3 protein-coding genes, 4 tRNA genes and 2 rRNA genes (1 of these 9 cut by a window edge) are annotated in these 6,678 nt (G+C 32.3%); 7 read left to right on the top strand and 2 right to left on the bottom strand.

Going from position 1 to position 6,678, the window contains the following annotated elements; all coding sequences use genetic code 11:
- From PZA12_RS14895 to PZA12_RS14870, 6 genes are all read left to right on the top strand, one after another.
- Nucleotides 1–781, top strand: a 23S ribosomal RNA gene (locus tag PZA12_RS14895); it begins 2,130 nt to the left of the window's first position.
- 204 nt (nt 782–985) lie between these two features.
- Nucleotides 986–1,102 (top strand): 5S ribosomal RNA (gene rrf / locus PZA12_RS14890).
- Nucleotides 1,103–1,107: 5 nt separating this feature from the next.
- Nucleotides 1,108–1,183, top strand: a tRNA-Phe gene (locus PZA12_RS14885).
- A gap of 6 nt (nt 1,184–1,189) precedes the next feature.
- A tRNA-Asp gene (locus PZA12_RS14880) sits at nt 1,190–1,266 on the top strand.
- Between the two features lie 15 nt (nt 1,267–1,281).
- Nucleotides 1,282–1,356: transfer RNA gene (locus PZA12_RS14875), tRNA-Thr, on the top strand.
- A 19-nt stretch (nt 1,357–1,375) separates the two neighbouring features.
- A tRNA-Glu gene (locus tag PZA12_RS14870) sits at nt 1,376–1,450 on the top strand.
- A 415-nt stretch (nt 1,451–1,865) separates the two neighbouring features.
- Here the strand turns inward: PZA12_RS14870 and PZA12_RS14865 are convergent.
- Both PZA12_RS14865 and PZA12_RS14860 read right to left on the bottom strand, forming a co-directional pair.
- Entirely contained in the window at nt 1,866–3,551 is a 1,686-nt protein-coding gene (locus tag PZA12_RS14865) for an IS1634 family transposase (protein WP_181006061.1), read from the bottom strand.
- 164 nt (nt 3,552–3,715) lie between these two features.
- A complete protein-coding gene (locus PZA12_RS14860) occupies nt 3,716–4,897 on the bottom strand; it encodes a sensor domain-containing diguanylate cyclase (RefSeq protein ID WP_242984909.1) in 1,182 nt (393 codons plus the stop codon).
- A gap of 872 nt (nt 4,898–5,769) precedes the next feature.
- Here PZA12_RS14860 and PZA12_RS14855 point away from each other — a divergent pair.
- Complete coding sequence (locus tag PZA12_RS14855) at nt 5,770–6,216, top strand: PaaI family thioesterase (RefSeq protein WP_078117663.1); 447 nt, start codon at nt 5,770–5,772, stop codon at nt 6,214–6,216.
- Nucleotides 6,217–6,678 lie beyond the last annotated feature (462 nt).

Genomic DNA, 6,678 nt, shown 5'->3' with positions numbered 1-6,678 from the left:
GGTGGGAGACTGGGAAACTAGGGCGTCAGCCTTGGTGGAGTCGTTGTTGGGATACCACCCTGATAGTATTGAAGTTCTAACTGGATGCCATGAAACTGGTGACAGGACATTGTTAGGTGGGCAGTTTGACTGGGGCGGTCGCCTCCTAAAATGTAACGGAGGCGCCCAAAGGTTCCCTCAGAACGGTCGGAAATCGTTCGAAGAGTGTAAAGGCAGAAGGGAGCCTGACTGCGACACCTACAAGTGGAGCAGGGACGAAAGTCGGGCTTAGTGATCCGGTGGTACCTCGTGGGAGGGCCATCGCTCAACGGATAAAAGCTACCTCGGGGATAACAGGCTGATCTCCCCCAAGAGTTCACATCGACGGGGAGGTTTGGCACCTCGATGTCGGCTCGTCGCATCCTGGGGCTGAAGTAGGTCCCAAGGGTTGGGCTGTTCGCCCATTAAAGCGGCACGCGAGCTGGGTTCAGAACGTCGTGAGACAGTTCGGTCCCTATCCGTCGCGGGCGTAGGAAATTTGAGAGGAGCTGTCCTTAGTACGAGAGGACCGGGATGGACTGACCTATGGTGTACCAGTTGTTTCGCCAGAAGCATAGCTGGGTAGCTAAGTCGGGAAGGGATAAACGCTGAAAGCATCTAAGTGTGAAGCCCACCTCAAGATGAGATTTCCCATAGCATAAGCTAGTAAGACCCCTTGAAGACTACAAGGTTGATAGGTCAGAGGTGTAAGTATGGTAACATATTTAGCTGACTGATACTAATAGGTCGAGGGCTTGACCAATATAATCAAGTTGTAAATACATTAAAGAAACTGTGTGCAATTTTGAAAGAACAAAGTTTTTTCAAAAAGGAATAATTACAGTAATAGATTCATGTAAATGTAGTATAAGCGTAAACTAAGAGTCTTTTTTCAAAGGAAACTCGACTCACATTCGTTCGCTGAGTGCTAATTTACACGAAATCGAAGATTTCTGTAAATTATGCATCTCGTGATGATGGCATAGAGGTAACACTCCTTCCCATTCCGAACAGGAAAGTTAAGGTCTATAGCGCCGATGGTACTGCATGGGAGACTGTGTGGCAGAGTAGGACGTTGCGAGGTAATATGGCTCGATAGCTCAGTCGGTAGAGCAGAGGACTGAAAATCCTCGTGTCACTGGTTCGATTCCAGTTCGAGCCACCATAATACGGCTCAGTAGCTCAGTTGGTTAGAGTGCCGGCCTGTCACGCCGGAGGTCGAGGGTTCGAGCCCCTTCTGAGTCGCCAATTTAATTTAAATATGCTGGCATGGCTCAACGGTAGAGCAGCTGACTTGTAATCAGCAGGTTGTAGGTTCGATTCCTATTGCCAGCTCCATTTAAATGAAACTTAATATGGCTCCTTGGTCAAGCGGTTAAGACACCACCCTTTCACGGTGGTAACAGGGGTTCGATTCCCCTAGGAGTCACCAAGTTGAAAAGTAAGTTCTAGTTTATCTAGGACTTATTTTTTTAGATTATAATTAATCATGTTTATACGACATGAAGAGATAGATACAAGGATGCATATCGGAAAAAGAAAATCTAGAACTTTACCAATGGAATGCTGAATTGGAATATTTGCTATTTCAACCTAAAAATTAAGAAATCCTCGATAGTAATTTTGAGGATTTCTTAATTTTTGGTTTAACTCAACATTCAATTTCAAGCTTATTGTTGTATATGGTAATTTAACTCATATTTCGCTGAATGCTATGCATTTCAGTGAAATATCTTTTCTTTATTTAAAGTTTGGAATAATATATATCTATATGTGAATTATTCCATAGTAAATTTCTAAACTATCCCTAATGGAATCATTATTAAATTTTTTGAAATATATACTTGTTAAATAGCATGTCCAACAAAAATACTTTCATCCAAACCTAAATAATTCAATATCTGCCGTTGATTATCTTTTAGTGGTTTTTGAAACTTTCTTATACAATTGTTATTAACTTTAATTACTTGTATAGGCACATACTCAAAGATACCCATTATAGCTTTTAAACTCGGCTTGGACATTTTTATTTTTCCAGGTCCAAGTATAATCGTATTATCTTTCTTCATCTCACGTCTGACTACATGTTCCATTACTGATAAAATCATTAAACCAATAAGTATCATGTATGTTAAGGCTTCAACTCTTTTGGGAGTTTTTACAAAAAGGTCATCTATAAACTCTGGTGCTTTTAGCTGCTGAAACTTTTTCTCTACGCTGCTTTGAGTTTTGTATTCTTTCAGCATTTCTTCACATGAAATATCAGAATCATTACTTGCTAAGATGAAAGTACACTCTCTTTCAATTGCTGCTTCAATTTTTGAATCTTCACGGTTAATTTCTAAATTAATAGTATATTCATATTCCTTTTGTGAATCCTTATTATCAGCTTTTTTACGCTTACGTTTTTCATTCATTTCAATATTCAAATTAACAGAATGGTATTTTAATTTTTTCCCTTTAGTCTTTAAAAACTCTTCTATTTCTTTTTGTGAATCTGCTTCGCACGCGAAGCTACGCTTGGAAAATACTTTGATTTTTTTCTCTAATTCGGCATATTCTTTTTCTGCATGCCTAGAAATAGTTTTCCTTTTGGTTTCTTCAAGAGTGAAGGAATAACAGACTGCCAGTTTAACTGGAATCCCCTTATATTCTGATTTATAATCTAATACTTGATATTTAACTTTTTTACCTTGGGCATTTTCAAAAATAACATCTTTTGTTAACTGTCTTTCACTAAAAAATTTACCAATATAGATTTTAGACATATTTGTTGTTTCAGGAGCTCTTGTTATAAATTTTATATCTCTACCATTTGCTTTATTAATATTTTCTTCTGTAAAAAATGCACTATCTGCAACATAGTAGAATGAATCTTTACTAGTTTTGGATTTTTTTAAAATTTCATCAACATCATCTATAGCGTCATTATTATAAGTTTTATCATCTGTATTACCCGAAAGAACTTTTGCGTCTACAACTATACCGTTAGCTGTTCCAATTCCAATTTTTATTTGTTTCTTATCATTTCTTTTATCTTTACTATATCCATAATCAATTGATATTTCATCTATTTTACCTTCTTCTGTTTCATACTGGCCCCACATTACCTTTGAGGTAGTATCGTAATTAATATTCTTTATACTCAATCCATACGTAGCGAAAGCAGTCATACTTATTTCAGAAAAAATTTTTCTTGGACCAGCTTCATGAAAATTATCAAGAAAACAGCCAAATCTATCATCTGTAAGATTATGAGGCTTCGCATCGCTGTTAAATGTCCCTTCAATATCAATATGTTCAAAATACTCATCCATAAGATATAATGGTCGTCTTGAATGACAAAGATTTGCTAACATCATTTGAGCCATTATCCCATAAGCTATATCAGGCTTTCTCCCATTTTGTTTAGTCAAATATTGATCAAAGATGTTGATAACTCCTAGTTTCTTACACATACCTGCTACAAGCGTCGCTTTTCCATGGCTATATGCTTCCATTTCAATATTTTCCAATAACAACTCTTTATCCATTCCAATCCCCCCATTAAATATTATTTGCATACCGTAATCATAATAATTTTTAGTCAAATAATATAGTGAATAGTTGAGGTTAAATAGGAAAAATTAGTTAGGCGGAATATGAGATTTAATTCAACATTCAATTTCAAGCTTATTGTTGTATATGGTAATTTAATTCAACATTCAATTTCAAGCCTTTTGCTGTATATGGTAAATTGATTTTTTCCATTTTCTTTAGAACTGTATAATGCTATATCTGATTTATGAATTAAAGATTCTAAAGTATCTCCATGTTTAGGGTAAAAGGCAACACCGATGCTTGCAGATACAGTTATCTCAGTATTGTTGCCAATATATGTAGCATTGAGGTTATTGCATAAAATGCTAATTTTATCTTTAATAAATGAAATAGAATGACTTGGTTTAAATACACAAAATTCATCTCCACCAAATCTTGAAATAATAACATCTGTACCGTTAAAGACGTCACAAATTTTATTTGCAGTATCCTTTAGAACTTCATCACCCACCATATGTCCTAAATTATCATTTATAGCTTTAAAATTATCTAAATCTATAAAAATCAGCATACAGTTATCATTTTTGTTATCCTTAATATAATTTTTAACTTTTTCATAAAATGTAGATTTATTATATATTTGCGTGAGCTGATCATATTCAGATCTTAGCTTTAGCATAGAATGTTCTTTTACAATATGGTCAATATCAGTAATTTTACCTATTACTCTGACAATCTTATTATCTCTTTGTATATAGTTTAGTTTTAGTTCACACCAAAGATAGTCCCCATCACTCTTCATTAGCCGTATTTGCTTTATAATGGACTGTTTGTTTAAAGCTTTCATATCATCGGTGATTTTATTAACTAATATCTTATCATCGGTATGTATTTTTAACTCATTCAGAAAACTTTTATTATAATCTTGAGTATTTAATGTCCATCCAAAAGTTTCTTCAAACTTAGATGAACTTAAGATCTTTTTCTCAGTTATATCAAAATCAAATATAATATCATTTAATTGTTCAACAACTATAAAATATCTTTCGCGTTCCAAATCTAAGTCTTTTAGATATTTTGACTGTTCTTTTGCTTTTACAACAAGACAGTAAAAGGCATCTAATAATGATATACAAATAATACCTAAAATAATGAATATAAAAGTTTTGTAATTATTATAAATATAGCTAGCAAAATTTATGATAGTGTATAAAGGAGCGTCTTCGCTTATACTGTTTTTTACTGAAGCAAAAGCTTTAGCATTTAAAGTAAAATTAATTAATGATATTAAACTATATATAAAAAGTATTTTGTTTTTTCCTATATTCAAATCATTCACCTCTTGATTCTTAATTGAATATTGTTATCAATTAGTCTACTAATTCATTTTATATAATATTTCTATAAAAATCAATAAGAATCCAAATTATATTCAACTTGGATTTTTGTGTAAGCTAAATAATACAAGGTATTCTTTATCAAATTATTTGGTTTTATCAAATGATAGTTTAATGTAAAACTTTATAAATTAAGATTGTTTAGACGGTATATAAAAATATGTATATATTTTGTTTCACAATTAATATGAAGTAGATTATATTTCAATTCTAAGAATTAGTTGTAAGTTAGAATATATTTAATTTGTTTGCTATAATATAGATAAATAATATATGACGTAGACTTATGCAATAATTCACCGAAAGGAGAAACATTGTTATTTCACAGGACTATGAAAATTTCGATGAAAGTGCTAAATTGCAGGTTGCACCATTAATGCTTGTCACAATGAAATTGGGAGTAAGCATTAATGTAACAACCTACAATTAAGAGCTTTTAACAGCTCATTTTCAATGCCTGCTGCATAAAAATGTTTCTGCTTTCTAGCATAGTATTTATTGCAAAGTATAAATTAAAAATTAGACTTATTAGATGAACATATTTACAAAGTTGCTAAGAATTTAAGTTAGTATTTTCACTAGAAATCATAAATATGTTTTCATAAATTTTTGGAACAAAAGTATGTTATTCATTTTGGCGAGTTATATGTATAAATCAAGGTCTTAGTGGGGGATCTATATAATCATATACGTAATAAAAGATTCAATGAAAATAATATATATTTGTGTAAAACAAGGGTAAAACTAGTAATTGCTTTAAAGGTTATTAAGAAAGATATCTTAGGCAATGCGTTGAAGTGAAGGAGGAGTTATTATGTCAAAAGAACATCTTGTTTGGTTAAAAAGTTATTTAGAGGAAAATTATAATAAATCTATACTTGAAAATTTTCTTGATCCTCAAATTGTTGAAGTTACAGAGGGGAAAGTTATATACGAAATGAAAATTATTGATAGGCATTGTAATATATATGGATACATACACGGGGGAACTTTGGCGTCAATTGCAGATGTTGTCATGGGAGTTTCTTGCACAACTTTAGGAAAGCGTATAGTAACTACAGATTTAAGTATCAGCTATATAAAAAACGTAAATGCAGGAAGCACAATTACAGCAGTAGGTGAGGTTGTAAGTGATGGTGAAAACATAATGAGGTGTGCATGCAAAATATTTGATGAGCATGAGAAGCTCCTTGTGCAAGCTCAAGCTTCATATTTTGTTATTGGAAGTTTTGATGATGTAAACCCACCAAGAGTTAAATGAGTATCTTTAATAAGCTAAATAAGAATGCTAGTTACGAAATTTTTGTTAAGTAACTAGCAGTTTTGCTTTTGTTCTTCTTTTAATACCATCTTTTCTACAGTAGTATTGGTATCTGATAGATTATGATAAGCCGTGATGAACTAAGCTAAGCTTTCTATAACTTATATATAGCCCCAAAAATATAAATTTGAAAGAAGTAAAAAAGTTAAATTCATTCCAATAAACCTTTTTTACAATTAAAAAAGGAAAAAAGTTAAGAATATAAAAAGTTACATTGCTACCTTTTTATATTCTTAACTTATTTTGAAAGGAATTTTAAGTTGTACGGTTGATTGATAGTAAAATAATGGAATATAATGTATGTATTAAGTTAAAATAATGAGACACAATTAAATAAATAAAAAGCCCATTTGTCGGTCTATGTTCCATCATGCTACATTGGCAAATTCACTTAATAGAGGG

Origin of the sequence: Clostridium beijerinckii, from assembly GCF_036699995.1 — a bacterium.
GTDB lineage: Bacteria > Bacillota > Clostridia > Clostridiales > Clostridiaceae > Clostridium > Clostridium helianthi.
The sequence above is the reverse complement of the archived record's forward strand: the minus strand, read 5'-3'. Positions and strand labels throughout refer to the sequence as shown.